The organism is Citrobacter sp. ABFQG, assembly GCF_004322975.1.
Classification (GTDB): domain Bacteria; phylum Pseudomonadota; class Gammaproteobacteria; order Enterobacterales; family Enterobacteriaceae; genus Citrobacter; species Citrobacter freundii.
In genome coordinates this window covers 664,662-685,832 of record NZ_CP036435.1, presented here as the reverse complement: position 1 = coordinate 685,832, position 21,171 = coordinate 664,662, and the positions used below count along the sequence as shown (strand labels likewise).

The 21,171-nt window shown below is 53.2% G+C and carries 19 protein-coding genes and 1 other annotated feature; of the genes, 14 read left to right on the top strand and 5 right to left on the bottom strand.

Features of this window, described 5'->3' with window-relative positions; genetic code table 11:
- Positions 1 to 526 precede the first annotated feature (526 nt).
- The 5 genes from dnaA (at position 527) to yidA (ending at position 7,661) form a co-directional block, all read left to right on the top strand.
- The gene (gene dnaA / locus WN16_RS03420) at positions 527 to 1,930 is read left to right on the top strand and encodes a chromosomal replication initiator protein DnaA (protein WP_003023861.1); all 1,404 of its coding nucleotides are present in this window, start codon (positions 527 to 529) and stop codon (positions 1,928 to 1,930) included.
- 4 nt (positions 1,931 to 1,934) lie between these two features.
- Positions 1,935 to 3,035: a DNA polymerase III subunit beta gene (dnaN, locus tag WN16_RS03415; RefSeq protein WP_003023863.1), complete on the top strand. Its 1,101-nt coding sequence runs from the start codon at positions 1,935 to 1,937 to the stop codon at positions 3,033 to 3,035.
- Between the two features lie 138 nt (positions 3,036 to 3,173).
- Positions 3,174 to 4,247, top strand: a complete 1,074-nt coding sequence (gene recF / locus WN16_RS03410; RefSeq protein WP_003844434.1) for a DNA replication/repair protein RecF — start codon at positions 3,174 to 3,176, stop codon at positions 4,245 to 4,247.
- Between the two features lie 28 nt (positions 4,248 to 4,275).
- Positions 4,276 to 6,690 carry a DNA topoisomerase (ATP-hydrolyzing) subunit B gene (gene gyrB, locus WN16_RS03405; protein ID WP_003023868.1) on the top strand — a complete coding sequence of 805 codons (2,415 nt, stop codon included), beginning with the start codon at positions 4,276 to 4,278 and terminating at the stop codon, positions 6,688 to 6,690.
- A 158-nt stretch (positions 6,691 to 6,848) separates the two neighbouring features.
- Entirely contained in the window at positions 6,849 to 7,661 is an 813-nt protein-coding gene (gene yidA, locus WN16_RS03400; protein WP_003023871.1) for a sugar-phosphatase, read from the top strand.
- Between the two features lie 4 nt (positions 7,662 to 7,665).
- On the opposite strand, the gene cbrA is transcribed toward yidA, so the two are convergent.
- Positions 7,666 to 8,784 (bottom strand): colicin M resistance lipid reductase CbrA, encoded by a 1,119-nt coding sequence (gene cbrA, locus WN16_RS03395; protein ID WP_044700487.1) that lies wholly within the window; start codon positions 8,782 to 8,784, stop codon positions 7,666 to 7,668.
- A gap of 99 nt (positions 8,785 to 8,883) precedes the next feature.
- Between cbrA and WN16_RS03390 the strand changes: the two genes are divergently transcribed.
- Entirely contained in the window at positions 8,884 to 10,110 is a 1,227-nt protein-coding gene (locus WN16_RS03390; protein WP_044700484.1) for a DUF3748 domain-containing protein, read from the top strand.
- Between the two features lies 1 nt (position 10,111).
- Here the strand turns inward: WN16_RS03390 and WN16_RS03385 are convergent, their stop codons facing one another.
- A complete protein-coding gene (locus WN16_RS03385) occupies positions 10,112 to 10,444 on the bottom strand; it encodes a YceK/YidQ family lipoprotein (protein ID WP_003840607.1) in 333 nt (110 codons plus the stop codon).
- A gap of 238 nt (positions 10,445 to 10,682) precedes the next feature.
- Positions 10,683 to 10,755, top strand: a sequence feature (ROSE (Repression Of Heat Shock gene Expression) occurs in the 5'-region of heat shock genes and acts as an RNA thermometer to modulate expression.).
- Here WN16_RS03385 and ibpA point away from each other — a divergent pair.
- The 6 genes from ibpA (at position 10,749) to WN16_RS03355 (ending at position 14,881) form a co-directional block, all read left to right on the top strand.
- Entirely contained in the window at positions 10,749 to 11,162 is a 414-nt protein-coding gene (gene ibpA / locus WN16_RS03380) for a small heat shock chaperone IbpA (RefSeq protein ID WP_003023882.1), read from the top strand. (Overlaps the previous feature by 7 nt.)
- 92 nt (positions 11,163 to 11,254) lie before the next feature.
- On the top strand, positions 11,255 to 11,683 hold the full coding sequence (gene ibpB / locus WN16_RS03375; RefSeq protein WP_003840609.1) for a small heat shock chaperone IbpB: 429 nt from the start codon (positions 11,255 to 11,257) through the stop codon (positions 11,681 to 11,683).
- Between the two features lie 124 nt (positions 11,684 to 11,807).
- A complete protein-coding gene (locus WN16_RS03370; RefSeq protein ID WP_003840611.1) occupies positions 11,808 to 13,469 on the top strand; it encodes a putative transporter in 1,662 nt (553 codons plus the stop codon).
- A 185-nt stretch (positions 13,470 to 13,654) separates the two neighbouring features.
- Positions 13,655 to 14,002, top strand: a complete 348-nt coding sequence (locus WN16_RS03365) for a YidH family protein (RefSeq protein ID WP_003023888.1) — start codon at positions 13,655 to 13,657, stop codon at positions 14,000 to 14,002.
- Positions 13,992 to 14,354, top strand: coding sequence for a DUF202 domain-containing protein (locus WN16_RS03360; RefSeq protein WP_003023890.1), 363 nt, complete (start codon positions 13,992 to 13,994; stop codon positions 14,352 to 14,354). The genes WN16_RS03365 and WN16_RS03360 overlap by 11 nt, the downstream gene beginning before the upstream one ends.
- 14 nt (positions 14,355 to 14,368) lie before the next feature.
- On the top strand, positions 14,369 to 14,881 hold the full coding sequence (locus WN16_RS03355; protein WP_003023893.1) for a radical SAM protein: 513 nt from the start codon (positions 14,369 to 14,371) through the stop codon (positions 14,879 to 14,881).
- 2 nt (positions 14,882 to 14,883) lie between these two features.
- On the opposite strand, the gene dsdA is transcribed toward WN16_RS03355, so the two are convergent.
- Together dsdA and dsdX are read right to left on the bottom strand one after the other, a co-directional pair.
- Positions 14,884 to 16,206: a D-serine ammonia-lyase gene (gene dsdA, locus WN16_RS03350; RefSeq protein ID WP_016151216.1), complete on the bottom strand. Its 1,323-nt coding sequence runs from the start codon at positions 16,204 to 16,206 to the stop codon at positions 14,884 to 14,886.
- A 17-nt stretch (positions 16,207 to 16,223) separates the two neighbouring features.
- A complete protein-coding gene (gene dsdX / locus WN16_RS03345; RefSeq protein ID WP_003023897.1) occupies positions 16,224 to 17,561 on the bottom strand; it encodes a D-serine transporter DsdX in 1,338 nt (445 codons plus the stop codon).
- Between the two features lie 229 nt (positions 17,562 to 17,790).
- Between dsdX and dsdC the strand changes: the two genes are divergently transcribed.
- Positions 17,791 to 18,717, top strand: a complete 927-nt coding sequence (gene dsdC, locus WN16_RS03340) for a DNA-binding transcriptional regulator DsdC (protein ID WP_003840637.1) — start codon at positions 17,791 to 17,793, stop codon at positions 18,715 to 18,717.
- Between the two features lie 98 nt (positions 18,718 to 18,815).
- Positions 18,816 to 19,877, top strand: coding sequence for a cellulase family glycosylhydrolase (locus WN16_RS03335; RefSeq protein WP_016151214.1), 1,062 nt, complete (start codon positions 18,816 to 18,818; stop codon positions 19,875 to 19,877).
- Here WN16_RS03335 and emrD read toward each other — a convergent pair.
- Positions 19,804 to 20,988 (bottom strand): multidrug efflux MFS transporter EmrD, encoded by a 1,185-nt coding sequence (gene emrD, locus WN16_RS03330; RefSeq protein WP_003023905.1) that lies wholly within the window; start codon positions 20,986 to 20,988, stop codon positions 19,804 to 19,806. The genes WN16_RS03335 and emrD overlap by 74 nt on opposite strands.
- Positions 20,989 to 21,171 lie beyond the last annotated feature (183 nt).

Here is a 21,171-nt window from a genome sequence, read left to right as displayed (position 1 = left end):
GTGGGTGATTAAAGAGGCCGGATTGTAATAATTGTACACTCCGGAGTCAATTCTCTTTCCTTATTTCCCGCTTTTTTCCGCATGGTTTCGCGTAAAAAACAGGCAGCGTTGACGCCGTAAGGCGACCGTTACTCGCTGGGGGTAAGAATTATACGGGCTGGTGGATAAAGCGCAAGGATCGCTCGGGATCTTTATTAGATCGTTTAAGCAGTAAAGCATCTTTACTCATTAATTTTTTCAATATGCGCGCTAAAACCTGCAGCACTTCTCCAGGATCGTTTACACTTAGCCGATTCTGGATCATCCTGTGGATAAATCGGGAAGAATCTGTGAGAAACAGAAGATCTCTTTCTCAGTTTACGCTATGATCCGCGGTCCTGATCGTTTCAATGGATCCTGATCGGGTAAAAATTGCAGATAGCAATTCGCACGTCACCCTTTGCATAGGGTCTTGTCGATGTGCGTCAACAATCATGAATGTTTCAGCCTTTGTCATTTATCGACTTTTGTTCGAGTGGAGTCCGCCGTGTCACTTTCGCTTTGGCAGCAGTGTCTTGCCCGATTGCAGGATGAGTTACCAGCCACAGAGTTCAGTATGTGGATACGCCCATTGCAGGCGGAACTGAGCGATAACACGCTGGCTTTGTACGCGCCAAACCGTTTCGTGCTCGATTGGGTAAGGGATAAATACCTTAATAATATTAATGGATTACTCAATAATTTCTGTGGAGCGGATGCCCCACAGCTGCGCTTTGAAGTCGGTACTAAACCCGTCACGCAAACGCTGAAAACGCCGGTCAACAACGTTGTTGCGCCCGCCCACGTGACTCAGCAAGTGCAACCACAACGTGCTGCTCCGGCGGCGCGTCCAGGCTGGGATAACGTCCCGGCTCCGGCAGAACCTACCTATCGTTCTAACGTCAACGTCAAACACACGTTTGATAACTTCGTTGAAGGTAAATCTAACCAACTGGCGCGCGCGGCGGCACGTCAGGTGGCGGACAATCCTGGCGGCGCCTACAATCCGTTATTCCTTTATGGCGGTACGGGCCTGGGTAAAACTCACCTGCTGCACGCTGTCGGTAACGGCATTATGGCGCGTAAGCCAAACGCCAAAGTGGTGTATATGCACTCCGAGCGTTTTGTGCAGGACATGGTCAAAGCCCTGCAAAACAATGCGATCGAAGAGTTTAAACGCTACTACCGTTCCGTTGACGCGCTGCTGATTGACGATATCCAATTCTTCGCGAATAAAGAGCGATCGCAGGAAGAGTTTTTCCACACCTTTAATGCCCTGCTGGAAGGTAATCAGCAGATCATCCTGACCTCGGATCGCTATCCGAAGGAGATCAACGGCGTTGAAGATCGTCTGAAATCCCGTTTTGGCTGGGGACTGACTGTCGCGATCGAACCGCCCGAACTGGAAACGCGTGTTGCGATCCTGATGAAAAAAGCCGACGAAAACGACATTCGTCTGCCGGGTGAAGTAGCGTTCTTTATTGCCAAGCGTCTACGCTCTAACGTACGTGAGCTGGAAGGCGCACTGAACCGCGTGATCGCCAACGCCAATTTTACCGGCCGGGCGATTACTATCGATTTCGTGCGTGAAGCGCTGCGCGATCTGCTGGCTTTGCAGGAAAAGCTGGTCACCATCGACAATATCCAGAAGACGGTGGCGGAGTATTACAAAATCAAAATTGCGGATCTGCTTTCTAAGCGTCGATCTCGCTCGGTAGCTCGTCCGCGCCAGATGGCGATGGCGCTGGCAAAAGAGCTCACTAACCACAGTCTGCCGGAAATTGGCGACGCGTTTGGTGGGCGTGACCATACTACCGTGCTTCATGCCTGCCGCAAGATTGAGCAGTTGCGTGAAGAAAGCCATGATATTAAAGAAGATTTCTCCAATTTAATCAGAACATTATCTTCGTGACGCTATGAAATTTACCGTTGAACGTGAACATTTATTAAAACCGCTTCAGCAGGTCAGCGGCCCGCTGGGTGGACGTCCTACACTGCCGATCCTCGGAAACCTGCTGCTGCAGGTTGCTGACGGCACCCTTTCGCTTACCGGTACCGATCTCGAAATGGAGATGGTGGCGCGCGTGGCGCTGATCCAGCCTCATGAACCTGGTGCGACCACCGTACCGGCGCGTAAATTCTTCGATATTTGCCGTGGATTACCAGAAGGGGCGGAAATTGCCGTTCAACTGGAAGGCGACCGTATGCTGGTGCGTTCTGGCCGCAGCCGTTTCTCGCTGTCTACGCTGCCTGCCGCCGACTTCCCGAATCTGGACGACTGGCAGAGCGAAGTCGAATTCACCCTGCCACAGGCGACAATGAAGCGCCTGATTGAAGCCACGCAGTTTTCGATGGCGCATCAGGACGTGCGTTACTACTTAAACGGCATGCTGTTTGAAACCGAAGGGGAAGAGTTGCGTACCGTGGCGACCGACGGTCACCGCCTGGCGGTCTGTTCAATGCCTGTCGGTCAGCCGTTGCCTAGCCATTCGGTGATCGTACCGCGTAAAGGTGTGATTGAACTGATGCGTATGCTCGACGGCGGCGATAACCCGCTGCGCGTGCAGATTGGCAGCAACAATATTCGTGCGCACGTTGGTGACTTCATCTTTACTTCCAAGCTGGTTGACGGTCGTTTCCCGGATTATCGCCGCGTATTGCCGAAGAATCCGGACAAACATCTGGAAGCCGGTTGCGATATCCTCAAACAGGCGTTTGCGCGTGCGGCGATTCTCTCCAACGAGAAATTCCGTGGCGTGCGTCTGTATGTCAGCGAAAACCAGCTCAAAATCACTGCCAACAACCCGGAGCAGGAAGAAGCAGAAGAAATTCTGGATGTTTCCTATCCTGGTACTGAACTGGAAATCGGCTTTAACGTTAGCTACGTGCTTGACGTTCTGAACGCGCTGAAGTGCGAGAACGTACGTATTCTGCTGACCGATTCCGTATCGAGCGTACAGATTGAAGATGCAGCGTCACAATCTGCAGCCTATGTCGTCATGCCTATGCGCTTGTAAAGAATATCGGGCTATCTTACTTGTTATTCTGGCTCCGGGCAGTGCTCGCAATCCTCACGTACTTCAGTACGCTCCGGTTGCTGTGCGCTGGCCGTAACCAGACTAACTGCGACGATAACGCCCTGGTTATGAGTTGATATGTCGCTATCCCGACTCCTGATTAAAGATTTCCGCAATATTGAAAATGCGGATCTCGCTTTATCTCCCGGCTTTAACTTTCTGGTAGGCGCTAACGGCAGCGGCAAAACCAGCGTGCTGGAAGCCATCTATACGCTCGGCCATGGTCGGGCGTTTCGCAGTTTGCAGATTGGCCGCGTGATTCGCCACGAGCAGGAGTCGTTTGTTTTACACGGGCGTTTGCAGGGTGAAGAACGTGAGACGTCGATTGGCCTGACGAAAGACAAACTGGGTGACAGCAAAGTGCGCATTGACGGCACTGACGGGCACAAGGTCGCGGAACTGGCGCACCTGATGCCGATGCAGTTGATCACGCCTGAGGGGTTTACTTTACTCAATGGCGGCCCCAAATACAGAAGAGCATTCCTTGACTGGGGATGCTTTCACAATGAAGCCGGATTTTTCACCGCCTGGAGTAACCTGAAGCGACTGCTCAAGCAGCGCAATGCAGCGCTGCGCCAGGTGAGTCGTTATGAGCAACTGCGCCCGTGGGATAAAGAACTGATCCCACTGGCGGAACAAATCAGCACCTGGCGCGCGGAGTACAGCGCCGGTATCGCGCAGGATATGGCGGATACCTGCCAGCAGTTTCTTCCCGAGTTTTCTCTCTCCTTCTCTTTCCAGCGCGGCTGGGAGAAAGAGACAGATTACGCCGAAGTGCTGGAACGTAGTTTTGAACGCGATCGCATGTTGACCTACACCGCGCACGGTCCGCATAAGGCGGATTTCCGCATTCGCGCCGACGGTGCGCCGGTGGAAGATACGTTGTCGCGTGGGCAGCTCAAGCTGCTGATGTGCGCCTTACGTCTGGCGCAAGGGGAGTTCCTGACCCGCGAAAGCGGACGGCGCTGCCTGTACCTGATAGATGATTTTGCCTCTGAACTGGATGATGCGCGTCGCGGGCTGCTGGCCAGCCGCTTAAAAGCCACGCAATCTCAGGTCTTTGTCAGCGCAATTAGCGCTGAACACGTTATAGACATGTCCGATGAAAATTCGAAGATGTTTACCGTGGAAAAGGGTAAAATAACGGATTAACCCAAGATAAAATGAGCGAGAAACGTTGATGTCGAATTCTTATGACTCCTCCAGTATCAAAGTCCTGAAAGGACTGGATGCGGTGCGTAAGCGCCCGGGTATGTATATCGGCGACACGGATGACGGCACCGGTCTGCACCACATGGTATTCGAGGTGGTAGATAACGCTATCGACGAAGCGCTCGCGGGTCACTGTAAAGATATCGTGGTAACGATTCACGCTGATAACTCCGTGTCCGTTACCGATGATGGCCGTGGTATCCCAACCGGTATTCACCCGGAAGAGGGCGTTTCGGCAGCTGAAGTTATCATGACCGTTTTGCACGCAGGCGGTAAATTTGATGATAACTCCTATAAAGTTTCCGGTGGTCTGCACGGCGTAGGTGTTTCCGTCGTTAACGCCCTGTCGCAGAAACTGGAGCTGGTGATTCGTCGTGAAGGCAAAGTGCATCAGCAAACTTACGTGCACGGTGTGCCGCAGGCGCCGCTGGCGGTAACCGGCGAAACAGAATTGACGGGTACTCAGGTCCGTTTCTGGCCAAGCCACGAAACCTTTACCAACGTCGTTGAGTTCGAATACGACATTCTGGCGAAGCGTCTGCGTGAGCTGTCATTCCTGAACTCCGGCGTCTCTATTCGTCTGCGCGACAAGCGCGACGGCAAAGAAGATCATTTCCACTACGAAGGCGGCATCAAGGCGTTTGTTGAATACCTCAACAAAAACAAAACGCCGATCCACCCGAATATCTTCTACTTCTCCACTGAAAAAGACGGTATCGGCGTTGAAGTTGCGCTGCAGTGGAACGATGGTTTCCAGGAAAACATCTACTGCTTCACCAACAACATTCCGCAGCGTGACGGCGGTACTCACCTTGCAGGCTTCCGTGCGGCGATGACCCGTACCCTGAACGCCTACATGGACAAAGAAGGCTACAGCAAAAAAGCCAAAGTCAGTGCCACCGGTGACGATGCCCGTGAAGGCCTGATTGCCGTTGTTTCCGTGAAGGTGCCGGATCCGAAATTCTCCTCTCAGACCAAAGACAAGCTGGTCTCTTCTGAGGTGAAATCGGCGGTAGAACAGCAGATGAACGAACTGCTGAGCGAATACCTGCTGGAAAACCCGTCTGACGCGAAAATCGTCGTCGGCAAAATCATTGATGCTGCGCGTGCTCGTGAAGCTGCACGTCGCGCGCGTGAAATGACCCGTCGTAAAGGCGCGCTGGACTTAGCGGGTCTGCCGGGCAAACTGGCGGACTGTCAGGAACGCGACCCGGCTCACTCTGAACTGTACCTGGTGGAAGGGGACTCAGCGGGCGGCTCTGCGAAGCAGGGACGTAACCGTAAGAACCAGGCGATTCTGCCGCTCAAGGGTAAAATTCTTAACGTTGAGAAGGCGCGTTTCGACAAGATGCTCTCTTCTCAGGAAGTGGCGACGCTGATCACCGCGCTGGGCTGCGGCATCGGTCGCGACGAGTACAACCCGGACAAACTGCGTTATCACAGCATCATCATCATGACCGATGCGGACGTCGACGGCTCGCACATCCGTACGCTGCTGTTGACCTTCTTCTATCGTCAGATGCCGGAAATCGTTGAGCGCGGCCACGTTTACATTGCACAGCCGCCGCTGTACAAAGTGAAGAAAGGCAAGCAGGAACAGTACATCAAAGACGATGAAGCGATGGATCAGTACCAGATCTCTATCGCCCTTGATGGCGCCACGCTGCACACCAACGCCAGCGCACCAGCCCTGGCGGGTGAAGCGTTAGAAAAACTGGTTTCTGAATACAACGCGACGCAGAAAATGATTGGCCGTATGGAACGTCGTTTCCCGAAAGCGCTGCTGAAAGAACTGGTTTATCAGCCGACGCTGGCTGAAGCCGATCTGGCTGATGAAGCGAAAGTCACTGCCTGGGTGTCCCAGCTGGTTAACGTGCTGAATGAAAACGAAGTTCACGGCAGCACCTGGAACAGCTTTGTGCGTAAAGACGCTGAACTGAATCTGTTCGAGCCGGTGATCCGCGTGCGTACCCACGGCGTTGATACCGATTATCCGCTGGAGCATGAATTTGTGACCGGTGGCGAATACCGTCGTATTTGTACGCTTGGCGAGAAGCTGCGTGGACTGATCGAGGACGATGCGTTTATCGAACGTGGCGAGCGTCGCCAGCCGGTTGCCAGCTTCGAGCAGGCGCTGGAATGGCTGCAGAAAGAGTCACGTCGCGGCCTCGCTATCCAGCGTTATAAAGGTCTGGGCGAGATGAACCCGGAACAGCTGTGGGAAACCACCATGGATCCGGAAAGCCGTCGTATGCTGCGCGTTACCGTGAAGGATGCGATTGCTGCCGACCAGCTGTTCACCACGCTGATGGGTGATGCCGTTGAACCGCGTCGCGCATTTATCGAAGAGAATGCCCTGAAAGCGGCGAACATCGATATCTAATCGTGCATTGTTAAACATACCCGGTTGTTTGCGCAACCGGGTATTTTTTTGCCCAAAAAAGAGGAATCTCGATTCCCCTTTCTATCCCCCTTTTCGTAGCTGTTTTTTGAGCGGAATCGCGTTAGCATGAGGACGGACTCATTTAATCCGGGGAACTCATGGCTATCAAACTTATTGCTATCGACATGGATGGCACACTTCTGCTGCCCGATCACACCATTTCACCTGCGGTCAAAACGGCGATTGCCGCAGCGCGCGCGCGTGGCGTGAATGTGGTGCTGACCACGGGACGCCCGTATGCCGGCGTTCACAGCTATCTGAAAGAACTACATATGGAACAGCCCGGTGACTACTGCATTACCTACAACGGTGCGCTGGTGCAGAAAGCTGGAGATGGCAGTACCGTAGCGCAAACTGCGTTAAGCTATGACGATTATCGCTACCTGGAGCAGCTTTCCCGGGAAGTTGGCTCACATTTCCACGCCCTCGATCGCAACACGTTGTATACCGCGAACCGTGATATCAGCTACTACACGGTGCACGAATCGTTTGTCGCGACCATCCCGCTGGTGTTCTGTGAAGCCGAGAAAATGGATCCAGCAACCCAGTTCCTGAAAGTGATGATGATTGATGAACCGGAGATCCTCGATAAAGCCATCTCGCGCATCCCAGCAGAAGTAAAAGAGAAGTACACCGTATTGAAAAGTGCGCCGTATTTCCTCGAAATCCTCGATAAACGCGTCAATAAAGGCACTGGCGTAAAATCGCTGGCCGATGCGTTAGGTATTAAAGCCGAAGAGGTGATGGCGATAGGCGATCAGGAAAACGACATCGCGATGATTGAATACGCAGGCGTGGGTGTTGCCATGGACAACGCTATTCCATCAGTCAAAGAAATCGCCAACTTCGTGACCAAATCCAACCTCGAAGATGGCGTCGCGTATGCCATTGAGAAGTTTGCGCTGAATTAAGAAATTATGGGCAAGTGCCTTGTTTCATTTGCCCTGTTTCAGCCATGATTTGTGGTGCTGAATGGTCTCCCTGGGGAATATGCGCCACGCCGCTGCGCATAATCCATTTACGGGAAAATGCTGACGTGAGTGCCCGGCTTTTCAGGATTTTGCCATACAGTTTGAGACGTATTTTTCGGGTAGCTTTACGGTAAGCGTGATTCATATCTGGCGTATCCCGCAGCAGTACCGATTTGAGGATCTCCGCGCTGTCCAGCGCATAGCTAATCCCTTCCAGCGAGCTGGCGCTAATAAAACCGGCCGCTTCACCAATCAAAAATGCGTTGTCCTCTCCGCAGACAAAGTCTTTCCAGCGTGAGGGGAACAGAACCGTACATTTTTCACTTTTCACCGGTTTGCCGAACTGGAAATGGAATGCTTTCAGCTTCTCCTTCAGCGCGTCAAAGCGTGCCTGTCCGTCCTTCATGGGGTAGGCGCCACCAAAGATAAAATAGCCATCTTTGCTGATACTCCATGAATAACAGTCAGTTGCATCGTTATCAAAAATACAGGAATAGAACGGCACAGGATGTTTCTCCGCAAACCATTGTTGAATAGCGACATATTTACGGATTTGGTGCTGGGGATAGAGATGACGGCGCACCAGTGAATTCGCACCGTCTGCCCCCACCAGATAACGCGCGGTGATCTGCTGCTCCCAACCGTCGGCGCGGAAGATAACATGCCATTTATCGCCCTCGCGCCAGATTTTCCGACACAGGCTGTCGTGGTACACCTGCACATCATCAGGGATGAGAGATTTAAGCCATAAATCAAAAGCATGGCGGTTGATATTAATGTAGCTGCGCTGGTAGTTACGCGTCAAAGAAGCGGCAACATCAATAGTTTTAACGCTAAAAATCTGCGGGTTGGCGATGACATCAACGGGTAAGGTTATACCATCGCGGATAAACGAACGCTGGGCGTCCGGGGCCAGCAGACCGCCGCAGGGTTTAGTGAAACCTTCGTTGCCGCACTGGCGTTTTTTATCCAACGCAATCACGCGCATTTTTCCGCTCAACTGCCGCGCCAGCGCTGCGCCTGCCGGACCTAATCCGATAATCGCCACGTCAAAATGTTCCATCTTTCTGTCCGCAAAAATGAAGATGGCGATACGCTAAAGCCTGAAAGTGAAGTGCTTGTGAAGTATGATTGCTTTAATCGTCTTGTATCAGGGCATCCCATGAAGCAAATCACCTTTACGCCGCGTAATCATCAGCTTACCAATATTAACACCTGGACACCGGACAGCCAGTGGCTGGTCTTTGATGTGCGTCCTTCTGGCGCCTCCTTTACCGGTGAAACAATTGAGCGCGTCAATATCCATACTGGCGAACGGGAGGTGATTTACCGGGCTACTCAGGGAGCGCACGTTGGCGTGGTGACCGTTCATCCAAAGTCGGAAAAATATGTATTCATTCACGGGCCTGAAAATCCTGATGAAACATGGCATTACGACTTCCATCATCGTCGTGGGGTGATTGTTACGCAGGCTGGGGTGGAGAATCTGGATGCGATGGATATTACCGCGCCGTACACGCCAGGCGCGCTGCGTGGCGGGAGTCATGTGCATGTCTTTAGCCCGAACGGTGAGTTTGTCAGTTTCACCTATAACGACCATGTTTTGCATGATCGCTCGTCGGCGCTGGATTTACGCAACGTCGGCGTGGCTGCACCATATGGGCCGGTGAAGGTCTCCGCGCAGCATCCGCGTGAATACAGTGGCAGCCATTGGTGCGTGCTGGTGAGCCAGACGACACCAACGCCAAAACCGGGTAGCGATGAGATTAACCGTGCCTATGAAGAGGGCTGGGTAGGAGAAAACAGGCTGGCGTTTATCGGCGATACGTTGTCAGTGAATGGCGAAAAAGTACCGGAATTGTTTATTGTCGATTTGCCACTGGATGAAAGTGGCTGGAAACAGCCGGGGGACGCGCCTCTGGAGGGGACTGACATGACCATGCCTGCGCCGCCATCCGGTATTTGCCAACGTCGCCTGACGTTTACCCATGAGCGCGCCTTCCCGGGGCTGGTGAATCAACCTCGCCATTGGGTACGCAGTAATCCAAAGGCGTCTGAGATTGCGTTTTTAATGCGTGATGACAGCGGTATTGTGCAGCTATGGCTGATTTCCCCACAGGGGGGTGCACCGCGTCAGCTTACCCAATGCTCTACGAATATTCAGTCAGCCTTTAACTGGCACCCATCGGGGAAATGGCTGGGATTTGTACTGGAGAACAGAATTGCTTGTTGTGATGTTCAAACGGGCAAGATTGATTTTTTAACGGAACGTCATGGTAACCCGCCGTCGGCCGATGCGATCGTCTTCTCCCCTGATGGTCGACAGGTTGCGTGGATGGAAGACGTCGAGGGTTTCCGCCAGCTGTGGGTGACTGAAACCGGGCGTTAACTTATGGAGCGGACATTTCTGCCGGGGGAATAACGGCGTTCGTGGCCTGGGTTCTCTCCTCGCTCTTTTCTACGCGGGATCTCACCGAGTTGTCTTTGCGAAAGAGATCCCACGGTAGCAATACCGTATCGAGCACCGCGGTGAAAGGCATATCCAGAATTGCCAGCGACTTGGTTCCCCAGTTCGTATCACTTTCGCTAATCATTGTGGCACTGGCTCGCGTGCCAGGATATGTCCCTTCTTTGCCACCGGTATGCGACATGATGCTGGAACAGCCGCTTACAAACGCTATCCCACTACACATCGTCAGTGTTACCAACATTTTTTTAATCATCATTTATTCATCTGTATTTATCGTGTTTGCATGGTGAGTTAAAGCGATCCGTTGCGAAAATAACATCACCATTTCGTCGCACTGTGGCGGCCATCGCGATTTAACGAGAACAACTGCTCCCCCCAGTGTATGCAATAGACAACAAACTGCAAAAAAAGTCAGATGAATACGCTTGAAAAGTTTGTATTAAGACCCATTTTTAGAGTGTAGACAAATGAAGGGCATGCCTGATGGGTGTCCTGGCTACCTGACCTGTCCATGATGGAAGGTCAATTATTCTCGCTGATTTCAGGAGCTATTAATTATGCGTAACTTTGATTTATCCCCGCTGTACCGTTCTGCTATTGGTTTTGACCGTCTGTTTAACCTGCTGGAAAACAATCAGGGCCAAAGCAATGGCGGCTACCCTCCGTACAACGTTGAGCTGGTAGACGAAAACCATTACCGCATTGCAATTGCCGTTGCCGGTTTTGCTGAAAGCGAACTGGAAATTACTGCCCAGGATAATCTGCTGGTGGTGAAAGGCGCCCATGCGGACGATCAAAAAGAACGTACTTACCTGTATCAGGGTATTGCCGAGCGCAACTTCGAACGTAAGTTCCAGTTAGCGGAGAACATTCATGTTCGCGGCGCAAACCTGGTAAATGGTCTGCTGTATATCGATCTTGAGCGCGTGATTCCTGAAGCGAATAAGCCGCGCCGCATCGAAATCAACTAATTCTATAGGCCGCTTCAGGCGGCCTTGCTAAGTCATCGGCTTGCCGTCAGGGAGCCGACAGGTACCTACTCGCTTCTTAGAAGGAGATTATTATGCGTAACTACGATTTATCCCCACTGCTGCGTCAATGGATCGGTTTTGACAAACTGGCCAATGCTTTGCAAAACACCGGTGAAAGCCAGAGCTTCCCGCCTTATAACATCGAAAAGAGCGATGATAACCACTACCGCATTACCCTTGCGTTAGCCGGTTTCCGCCAGGAAGATTTGGATATTCAACTGGAAGGTACGCGCCTGACCGTGAAAGGTACGCCGCAGCAGCCGGAAAAAGAGACCAAATGGTTGCACCAGGGGCTGGTCATTCAGCCGTTCAGCCTGAGCTTTACGCTGGCTGAAAATATGGAGGTCTCCGGCGCAAGCTTCACTAACGGCTTGCTGCATATCGATTTGACCCGGAATGAACCTGAAGCCATTGCTCCACAACGTATCGCTATCAGCGAACGTCCCGCATTAAATAGTTAAATAGCTCCATGCCTTTGCCCCGCCAGAAATGACGGGGCTTTTTTGTGCTTTACCACCCATACATTGCGACTGTACTCTGCGAGAATCCATTTACTTAATGATGTTATTCACAGGGAACAAGATAATGAGTGATATAGCATTGACGGTCAGCGTTCTGGCATTAGTGGCAGTTGTCGGATTATGGATCGGCAACATAAAAATACGTGGTGTTGGTTTTGGCATCGGAGGCGTGCTGTTCGGCGGTATTATTGTCGGGCATTTTGTCGATCAGGCAGGGATGACCCTGAGCGGCGACATGCTGCATTTCATTCAGGAATTTGGCCTGATCCTGTTCGTCTACACCATCGGTATCCAGGTCGGACCGGGCTTTTTTGCGTCATTGCGCGTTTCGGGCCTGCGGCTGAATCTGTTTGCCGTGCTGATTGTCATCATGGGTGGCCTGGTCACCGCGATTCTGCATAAACTTTTTGCCATTCCTCTTCCCGTGGTACTGGGTATATTCTCCGGGGCGGTCACCAATACCCCAGCGTTGGGAGCCGGGCAGCAAATTCTGCGTGATCTGGGTACCCCTGGCGATGTGGTTGACCAGATGGGGATGAGCTATGCCATGGCTTATCCTTTCGGCATTTGCGGAATTTTACTCACCATGTGGCTGATGCGCCTTATTTTCCGCGTTAACGTCGATGCTGAAGCCCAGCAGCATGAATCCACGCTAACCAACGGGCACGCACTGATTCAGACGATGAACATCCGTGTGGAAAACCCAAACATCAACAATATGGCAATTCAGGATGTCCCGATTCTGAACAGCGACAAAATCATCTGCTCGCGTCTGAAACGTGACGAGACATTGATGGTGCCGTCGCCAGGGACAGTTATCCAGATGGGCGACCTGTTACACCTGGTCGGGCAGCCAGCCGATCTGCACAACGCGCAGGTGGTGATTGGTCAGGAGGTGGACACATCGTTGTCGACGCGCGGGACTGATTTACGCGTTGAGCGCGTGGTGGTGACCAACGAACAAGTGCTGGGTAAACGTATCCGCGATCTGCACTTTAAAGAACGTTACGACGTGGTGATCTCCCGCCTGAACCGTGCGGGGGTTGAGCTGGTAGCCAGCAGCGACGCCAGCCTGCAATTCGGGGACATCCTCAATCTGGTTGGGCGCCCTTCGTCGATTGACGCCGTTGCCAATGTTGTTGGTAACGCGCAGCAAAAACTGCAGCAGGTGCAGATGCTACCGGTATTTATCGGTATCGGACTGGGTGTTCTGCTGGGGTCAATCCCGCTGTTTATCCCGGGTTTCCCGGTGGCGTTAAAGCTGGGGCTGGCCGGTGGGCCGCTTATTATGGCTTTGATTCTTGGACGTATTGGCAGCATAGGTAAGCTGTACTGGTTTATGCCTCCCAGCGCTAACCTGGCGCTGCGAGAGTTGGGTATCGTACTGTTTCTCGCGGTGGTTGGTCTGAAGTCAGGCGGTGATTTTGTTCATACACTGACGCAGGGCGATGGTCTGAGCTGGGTGGGCTACGGTATTTTCATTACCGCGATTCCGCTCATTACCGTGGGCTTGCTGGCGCGGATATTCGCCAAAATGAACTATCTGACGCTGTGCGGCATGCTGGCCGGCTCAATGACCGATCCTCCTGCGCTGGCGTTTGCTAACAACCTGCATGCCACCAGCGGGGCGGCAGCGCTCTCCTACGCCACCGTTTATCCACTGGTCATGTTCCTGAGGATTATCACCCCGCAACTGTTGGCGGTGATCTTCTGGGGAATGGGTTAAAACTGACTTATCCGGCCTGCATCTCCTGTAGGCCGGATAAAACGCAACTCGCCATCCGGCATTACAAACACCCTCTCTCTTTTCCATTGTCTCATCACCAGACTCGCCCTTTCGTTTGAGAATCAGGTTCATACTCCTTAACTGTTCCGGTATAACGATCAGATAACAATATTTAAGGAGCTGTCATGAAGATTTCTCGCCTTGGGGAAGCACCGGACTATCGCTTCTCGTTGGCAAATGAACGTACCTTTCTGGCGTGGATCCGCACCGCGCTCGGATTTCTGGCGGCGGGGGTTGGCCTTGATCAACTTGCCCCGGATTTTGCCACGCCGGTCATCCGTGAGGCGCTTGCCTTGTTGCTGTGTCTGTTTGCCGGCGGTCTGGCGATCTACGGCTACCTGCGCTGGCTACGTAACGAAAAGGCGATGCGACTGAAAGAGGACTTGCCCTACACCCACAGCCTGCTGATTATCAGCGTTATGCTGACTATTGTGGCAGTGATTGTCATGACGCTGGTGCTGTATGCCGGATAGCCGCAAATCGCGACGTATCGCCGACCCGGGGTTACAACCGGAGCGAACATCGCTGGCCTGGTTTCGTACCCTGTTGGGTTATGGTGCGTTAATGGCGCTGGCGCTGAAGCACAACTGGCATCAGGCGGGCTTCCTGTTTTGGGTTTCAATTGTGGTGCTGGCGATGGTGGGAATCGTACTTTGGCGCTATACCCGCAGCCGTAATCTGATGGATGTTACACATAGCGATTTTTCTGAATCTCGTGCGGTGCGTGACAAATTTATGATCTCCCTCGCGGTGTTATCCCTCGCAATACTGTTTGCTGTAACGCATGTTCGCCAACTTATCGTATTTATCGGGAATTTTGCATGACAGGATGTGAGAACATGGATGTTAGTGATGATGTTTTAAACGTGGTGATTGACCACCAGAAGTGTTTACAACCAGTTGAAGTGTACCGTGGTTTGCAACAAGGAAATGTTCGCCTGGTACAGTTTATTCCGCTGGTTAAGCACGATGGCTCAGGTCACCTGACAGACGAATCGGTTACGTCTGAGGCGTGGGGCCGATTTTTAATTACGATATTTGATATCTGGGTACGTGAAGATATTAATCAGATATCTATCCAGCTTTTCGACAAAACGCTCCGCCAGTGGTGTGGTCTGGCAGCACAGATTGAACGACAGACCATGTCATCAATGAATACGCGTTGCCAAACATGCTCATTGTTTCAATATTACCATGGTGATTGTCCTGCGTACTGCGAGGAAAATGGAAAGGGCGTGCTGTGTGCAGGATATCAGGCTTTCTTCAATCATACCGCACCGCATATGCGCGTGATGCGTGACCTGCTTAAGCAGCATCGCTCACCGATGGAGCTGATGGCGATGCTGCGCTGAGATTAGCGCCCTTTCGCCAGGTATTGCGCCATCTCGGTTTCCGGCACCATGCCGCCGCCGGTTGCCCACACCAGATGGGTGGCGTTATTGAGCTGATCCGCGCTGAAGCCATGCATCTGCTGGTAATCCGTGGAGGCGCAAACGTGCTGAGGGCCAGCCATGCCTGCCAGCGCCGACGGCTCAAGACGAATGCCTTCTTCCTGCGCCAGCCAGCCCAGCATATCGTACATTGTCTGATCGTCCAGGGTGTACAGACCGTCGAGCAGACGTTCCATCGCCCGGCCAACAAAGCCCGATGCGCGACCCACCGCCAGTCCATCCGCTGCTGTCAGGTTATCGATGCCGATGTCCTGTACGGAAATGGTATCGTGCAGCCCGGTGTAAATCCCCAGCAGCATACACGGTGAATGAGTCGGTTCAGCGAAGAAGCAGTGCACGTTATCGCCGAATGCCAGCTTCAGGCCAAACGCCACGCCGCCAGGGCCGCCACCGACGCCGCAAGGCAGGTAGACAAACAGAGGATGATCGGCATCCACCACGCGCCCCTGCTGGGCAAACTGCGCTTTCAGACGCTGACCGGCGACCGCATAGCCTAAGAACAGCGTGCGGGAATTTTCATCATCGATAAAGAAGCAGTTCGGATCGGACTCTGCCGCCTTACGACCTTGTTCAACCGCCACGCCATAATCTTCTTCGTATTCCACTACCGTCACGCCGTGGCTGCGCAGCTTGGCTTTTTTCCACGCGCGGGCGTCGGCAGACATATGCACCGTGACGTTAAAGCCGATGCGGGCACTCATGATACCAATCGACATCCCCAGGTTGCCGGTGGAGCCAACCGCGATGCTGTACTGGCTGAAAAACTGTTTGAACTCCGGCGAAAGCAGAACGCGGTAATCGTCTTTGGTGGTCAGCAGACCGGCTTCCAGCGCCAGTTTTTCCGCATGGGTCAGTACTTCATAAATGCCACCGCGGGCTTTAATCGAGCCTGAAATCGGCAAGTGACTGTCTTTCTTCAGCAGGAGTTCGCCGTTAATGTGCTGCCCGAACTCTTTTTCCAACCGTTTTTGCATGGCAGGGATTGCGGCCAGCTCAGATTCGATAATGCCCCCAGTGGCGGCAGTTTCCGGGAAGGCCTGCGCCAGATACGGTGCGAAGCGCGTCAGACGCGCGTGGGCGTCCTCAACGTCGTGTGCTGTCAGGCCAACATACGGTAAACCTTCCGCAAGAGAGGTGGTGCCAGGGTTAAACCAGGTTGTCTCTTTCAGAGCCACCAGATCTTCCACTAAAGGATGCTGGGCGATAAGTGTTTGAATGTTTTCCATAGTCAGTCTCTTCGCGCTTAGATAATAAAGGAAAGCAGGAATGTGCAAGCCAGTGCAATAACGGACGCGATAAATGTCGCGGTCGTATAGTATTTGAACGTTTCATTCAGGGTGGCGCCGCAATACTGCTTCACCAGCCAGAACAGGGAATCGGTGACGATCGTGCAGCCAATAGCGCCGGAACCGATGGCAATGGCGATAATTTCCGGGCTAACGTTGGGGTACAGCGGTAGCATCGGGGCAACGATTGCCGTCGCGCCCATCATAGCCACCGTGGCAGAGCCTACCGCCGCATGCAGAATCAGAGCGACCAGCCACGCCAGCAGAATCGGGTGCATATGCATGTTTGAGAGGATCAGCGCCAGAGTATCCGCCAGCCCGCTGCTCTTGAGAATAGCGTTGAATGCGCCGCCTGCGCCTATAATCAGCAAAATGTTAGCAATCGAGCCAAAACCGTTTTCGGTGTGGGTCAGCAGCGCACCCATACCGATGTGCTGACGCAGACCGAGAATGTAATAGGCTACGAAAACGGCGATAAACATCGCGGTGATCGGGTTACCAATAAACTCCAGCAGCGTATACACCGTGCTGCCTTTCGCCATGTTCAGTTCCGCGACGGTTTTCACCAGCATCAGGCCAATTGGTAGCAGTACGGTAAACAGCGTCGCGCCCAGCGATGGCAGCGTGCTTTCATCACGCACTTTCAGGTCGGAAAACTCAGCCGGTACCGGTTTAAATGGCAGACGGTTACCGAGGAATTTCAGGTACAGCGGCCCACCGACAAGCGAAGCCATTAAACCCACCAGTAAGCCGTAGACAATCACGGTGCCAATGTCTGCGCCCAGCTTATTAGCCACGAACAGGGCGGCCGGATGCGGAGGTACGACGCAGTGTACCGCCATCAGCGCCGTACACAGCGGAATCGCCAGCTTCAGTAATGAGGTATTGGTTTTTTTAGCAATCGAAAAGGCCAGTGGAATCAACAGCACCACGCCGACCTCAACGAACAGCGTGATCCCGCAAATCAGCCCGACCAGCACCATAATGACATCCGCTGAAAGCCAGCGGCAGCGCTGCAGCGTCAGACCGATGCGTTCGGCCGCGCCGGACACTTCCATCATTTTGCCCAGAATGGTCCCAAGGCCGATAACCGCCGCGAGGAAGCCCAGCGTACCGCCGATGCCGCTCTCAATGGCATTGACCATATCCAGCGGCCCCATCCCCATCATCGTACCCACGAAGAAACTGGCTAACAGCAGCGCCAGAAACGGGTGGAATTTGAACTTCACGATGGTCAAAACGATTAACACGATGCTTATCAGCAGCGTGCTCACAACCCAGATTTGAGAGTGCATAGCTCACCTTGCCCTGTGATTAATATAAGGTTATTGGACAAAAATAAGGCACCGTCTGACAAACGATATAAATCTCCTTTCACATGAGCCAGATTGCATCAAGTGAGTGATTTATGTCTAATTACGCTATGTTTATGCGATATGGTTCACCTTGATTCATCTTTATGCTGATTTTTGCAGCGAAGTTTTTTACACTCCGGCGAATGAATCAGGAGGACAGGAGGTGAGTTTGGATCCCCTACGCGAGGTCAGAAACCGGCTGCTCAATGGCTGGCAGCTGTCAAAGCTGTATACTTTTGAAGTGGCGGCCCGGCATCAGTCGTTTGCGCTGGCGGCAGATGAGCTGTCGTTAAGCCCCAGCGCCGTCAGCCATCGCATTAATCAACTGGAAGATGAACTGGGCATTCAGCTGTTTGTCCGTTCGCACCGTAAAGTGGAACTCACCCACGAGGGTAAGCGGGTATTCTGGGCGCTGAAATCGTCGCTGGATACGCTGAATCAGGAAATCCTCGATATTAAAAATCAGGAGTTGTCCGGGACGCTCACCGTCTACTCTCGACCTTCTATCGCCCAGTGCTGGCTGGTTCCGGCGCTCGGTGACTTTACCCGTCGCTACCCGTCAATTTCACTGACCATCCTGACCGGCAACGACAACGTCAATCTGCAGCGTGCCGGGGTCGATCTGGCTATCTATTTTGATGATGCGCCCTCCGCGCAGCTTACGCACCACTTCCTGATGGATGAAGAGATCCTGCCGGTATGCAGCCCGGACTACGCTCGCCGCCATGACCTTACCGGTTCGTTAGTGAATTTGCCGCACTGCACCTTGCTGCACGACAGACAGGCATGGAGTAACGACTCAGGAACCGATGAATGGCACAGCTGGGCGCAGCATTTTACGGCGAATTTGCCGACATCATCGGGGATTGGTTTCGATCGTTCTGATTTAGCGGTAATTGCCGCCATGAACCATATCGGCGTGGCGATGGGCCGAAAGCGTCTGGTGCAAAAACGTCTCGACAGTGGAGAACTGGTCGCGCCTTTTGGCGATATGGCGCTGAAATGCCATCAGCATTACTACATCACCACGCTGCCCGGCAGGCAGTGGCCGAAAATCGAGGCGTTTATTAGCTGGCTTCAGGAGCAGGTAAAATAAGCGGACCGCGAATATTTTTTACGCTTTCTCTCTACACGGAAAGTGAAAAAGCGTGCTAAATACGTGATATCACTCCTGATGATTGCGTAAGGACGACCGTGTTAAAGCCGATTGTTTCCCTTTTACTGTTGGCCAGCGCCACCGTGTGCGCCGCGCAACCTGCGCTGACGGCGGCGCAGTATGCACAGCAGCTTGGCGTTGGGATGGACGTAGATTGGGCGCGCACCGATCGGGGTATCCGTGAATTCGATCCGCTGGTAGTGCGGGACTACAAGGCGAAAGGGTTGGCCCACGTACGCATTCGCGTAGCGGGCGAGCCTACGGAGGCGCGGCTGATTCATCTGCGCAAGCTGGTGGAAGCCTGCGAGCAGTATGGCGTGATCCCGATCATTGCCTATCAGGCAGACGAATATAAAAAAGACCCCAGCGCCGGGAACGAAAAAGAGGTGGTTAACTGGTGGGTGGCGGTGGCGCATTACTTTGGTCAACGCTCGCCGTTGCTGGGTTTTGACCTGATCTACGACCCCTCTGATAAGCTCAACCATAATCAGGCGTCGCTCAATCGCGTGTATGACAAAACCATTCGAACCATCCATGCCATCGATCCACAGCGAATGATTTTTATCGCGCCGAAACTGCATGCCGCTCCGGAAGATTTGGCCAACCTAAAGCTGCCGCCGCAAAGTCAGAATACGGTGCTGGCCCAATGGCATATTTTTCCGTGGGGACCGCTGAAAAATAACGGCAAATATCCGTGGACCTCAGGGACTGCGGCAGAAAAGGCCGCCATTCGCGCCCGTATCAATACTGCCATTCATTGGCAACAGAAAACCGGGCATGTCAGTTGGGTAGGGGGCTGGTCGCCGGGAGAAACCGTCAAAAACGCGCCTTCTGCCTCGCAAATGGCGTTTGCCCGCTTTATGGCGTGCGAGCTGAAAAAAGCGAAAATTCCCTATGCTATCAATGCGGATACGCAGTTCTATGATGGTGAGGAGGGGGCCTGGCGTCCGGCGCTGGAACCGTTACTGACGACGATTATCGCGCCAGAATGCGAAAAGCCCGGCGATAAGCCGGGCCATCATACGCTTAAACCGCCTGTCCCTGATGCGACACGCGTGACGCCAGCGGAAGCCAGCAAACAAAAATCAACAGCCCCATAAGGGTCATCAGCAGGCCCAGACTGGCTTGCCCGGTCTGCGGCAGCATGGCAGAGAACCACGCCAGCACGCCGGAACCAATGTTCTGTAATCCCCCAACCAGCGCGCCGGCCGTGCCTGCCAGGAACGGGAAAGGCTCCATTGCACCGCTGGTTGCCAGCGGAAACAACATTCCGGCGCCGAAGAAAAACAGTGCGGCAGGAACCAGCAGCGTCCAGACGTTCATCACGTCAAACAGCCCTGGGATCCACATCATTAAACCCGCTACCAGACAGCAGGTCACCGACTGCCACATTAGCGTCGAGAAACGTTTATTCGGGCGACCGGCGAACCATGCGCCGAAAAACGCCGCCGGGATGGGCAGGATAAACAGGATACTGACCACCATGCTGCTTAGACCGAGACGTGCGCCCAATAATACTCCGGAGCAGGCCTCAAAGACCGCAACACCCGCCAGACCACCGATCAACATCAGCACGTAACAGGTGAAAGCGCTATTACCAAACAGGGTTTTGTAGCTGGCGATCAGCCGTGGACGCGGCGCACCTGCAGGGCGCGTTTCCGGCATCCAGCGTGCCATGCTAAACGTCACGCCCGCACACAGAATCAACAGAAAAATATAGCAGGCGCGCCAGTTCCACACTGTATCCAGCACACCGCCAATCAGCGGAGCTAACAGCGGACTGACCAGAATCCCCATGTTTAACAGACTATTGGCGTGGCGCAGTTGCGTGCCTTCGTACAGATCGCGCGGTAACGTTCGCGCCATCACTCCGCCGACGCCCGTTCCCATCCCCTGGATGGCACTGGCGATAATCAGTACCGTCAGGCTATGCGTGGTAATCGCGACCAGCGTGGCCAGCATAAAAATAGACATCCCGGCGAGGATAACCGGGCGGCGGCCAACGCGGTCTGAAAGGGGACCGTAAACCAGTTGTGATAGACCATAGGTCAACAGATAGGCGGCCATTACGCTTTGCACCGCCCCTTCGCGAACGTTCAGTTCACGCGCCATATCAGCAATCGCGGGGATATAAATGGTTTGCGCCATCTGACCTACCGCCACCAGTAATACCAACATCAACAACAAATTGACGCTTCTATGCCTTTTCATTTCGCTGATTACTTTTAAAAAAGAGAAAAAAGAAGAATAAGGTGCTGCACTTTCCCGTAAATGCGCGTGGAATCTACCACAACAGAAAAAGAAGGCCAGATAGTGGGCTGGAATGTTTATGTGATGGACGGCAGGAAATGTAAACAAAAAGCGGCAACAAATGTTGCCGGATTGCATCGGGTT